Annotated in this window: 2 protein-coding genes; both read left to right on the forward strand. The window is 71.1% G+C overall.

Annotated features, from left to right (window positions below):
- Positions 1-172: 172 nt before the first annotated feature.
- The gene (locus tag RIF93_RS20295) at positions 173-1,165 is read left to right on the forward strand and encodes a substrate-binding domain-containing protein (RefSeq protein WP_309093249.1); all 993 of its coding nucleotides are present in this window, start codon (positions 173-175) and stop codon (positions 1,163-1,165) included.
- Between the two features lie 81 nt (positions 1,166-1,246).
- The coding region (locus RIF93_RS20300; protein WP_309093250.1) for a Gfo/Idh/MocA family oxidoreductase at positions 1,247-2,131 on the forward strand (885 nt) is incomplete at its 3' end.

Genomic DNA, 2,131 nt, shown 5'->3' on the forward strand with positions numbered 1-2,131 from the left:
CCCTGAACAACCTGCAGAGCGACGTCCAGCAGATCGCCAAGGGCGCGATCATCGTCGCCGCCGTGCTGGTCCAGCGCCGTACCGCGAGCACGACCTGAGGAAAGGGTTCACCGCCATGCCACAGCCCACGCCTTTCGCGAGCCGCAGAGGGCTCCTGTTCGGAGCCGCCGCCGTGTCCGCCGGTGCCTTCCTCACCGGCTGCACGAGCAACGAGTCCGACGACGACAAGCCGGCCGCGAACGACCAGCCCGTCGCCGACGACAAGCCCGGCAAGCCGGTCACCATCGGCTTCGCGGGGCCGCAGGCGGACCACGGCTGGCTCAACGCCATCAACGACAACGCCAAGAAGCGCGCCGAGAAGTACTCCGACGTCACCCTGGAGATCACCGAGGGCTCCAACGACACCGCCCAGCAGATCGGCCAGATCGAGACCCTCATCAACAAGAAGGTCGACGTGCTGGTGGTGCTGCCCGCCGACGGCAAGGCACTCACCCAGGTCGGACTGAAGGCGATGCGCGCCGGCATCCCCGTGGTCAACCTCGACCGGATCTTCAACTCCCCCCAGGCGTACCGCTGCTGGATCGGCGGCGACAACTACGGCATGGGTCTGAACGCCGGTCACTACATCGGCGAGAAGCTCAAGGACAAGTCCGATGCCCGGGTCATCGAACTCGCCGGCCTCGACAACCTGGAGCTCACCAAGCAGCGCACCCAGGGCTTCGACGACGCCCTGAAGAACTACCCCAACATCAAGAAGGTGGCCCGCCAGGCCGCCGACTTCACGGTCGAGTCCGGCCAGGCCAAGATGGCCCAGCTGCTCCAGGCCCAGCCGGAGTTCGACGCGCTGTGGAACCACGACGACGACCAGGGCGTGGGCGCGCTGCGCGCCATCGAGCAGGCCGGACGCGACGACTTCCTGATGGTCGGCGGCGCGGGCGCGCTCTCCGCCTTCGAGGCCATCAAGGCCGACAACGGCGTCCTGAAGGCGACCGTCCTGTACCCGCCGACGATGGCCGCCTCCGCGATCGACCTCGCCCGCGCCCTCGGCCAGGGCAAGGGCGTCGGCGGCCTCGCCGAGTACGAGATCCCCGCGTCGCTCACGCTGTACTCGGCCGTCGTCGACAAGGAGAACGTGGACCAGTACATGTCCACCGGCTTCAAGTGAGGAGCCCCGCCCCACGGGCCTGACCAGCCCACCGGGCGGGGCCCACCCCCCACCCGCCACGACGACGAGGAGGACATCCGTATGGCACAGCCGCAGCAGTCAGAAGGGGCAGACACGGGGAAGCCACCGCTGCGCGTCGGCATGGTCGGCTACGCCTTCATGGGCGCCGCCCACTCCCAGGGCTGGCGCACCGCGGGCCGCGTCTTCGACCTGCCGCTGAGCCCCGAACTGGCCGTGATCTGCGGCCGGAACGCCGACGCCGTGCGCGCGGCGGCCGACCGGCACGGCTGGGCGGCCACCGAGACCGACTGGCGCGCCCTGATCGAACGGGACGACGTCGACCTCGTCGACATCTGCACCCCCGGCGACAGCCACGCCGAGATCGCGCTGGCCGCCCTCGCCGCCGGCAAGCACGTGCTGTGCGAGAAGCCGTTGGCCAACACCGTCGCCGAGGCCGAGGCCATGGTCCGCGCCGCCGAAGAAGCCGGAGCCCGGGGCACGCTGGCGATGGTCGGCTTCAACTACCGCCGGGTCCCCGCGACCGCGCTGGCCCGGCGGATGGTGGCCGAGGGCCGCGTCGGCGCCCTGCGGCACGTACGGGTGACATACCTCCAGGACTGGCTGGTGGACCCGGAGTTCCCGCTCACCTGGCGGCTGCGCCGCGAGCATGCCGGATCCGGTTCGCTCGGCGACCTCGGCGCGCACATCGTCGACCTCGCGCAGTACCTGGTCGGCGAGCGGCTGGCGGGCGTCTCCGCGCTCACCGAGACCTTCGTGCGGGAGCGTCCCCTGCCCACCGCGGCCGGCAGCGGCCTGACCGCCGTCTCCGCCGGCGGCACCGGGCAGGTCACCGTGGACGACGCCGCCCTGTTCACCGGCCGCTTCGCCTCCGGCGCCCTCGCCTCCTTCGAGGCCACCCGCTACGCCACCGGACGCAAGAACGCCCTGCGCATCGAGCTCAACGGC

This window comes from Phenylobacterium sp. (genome assembly GCF_031181185.1).
Classification (GTDB): domain Bacteria; phylum Pseudomonadota; class Alphaproteobacteria; order Caulobacterales; family Caulobacteraceae; genus Phenylobacterium.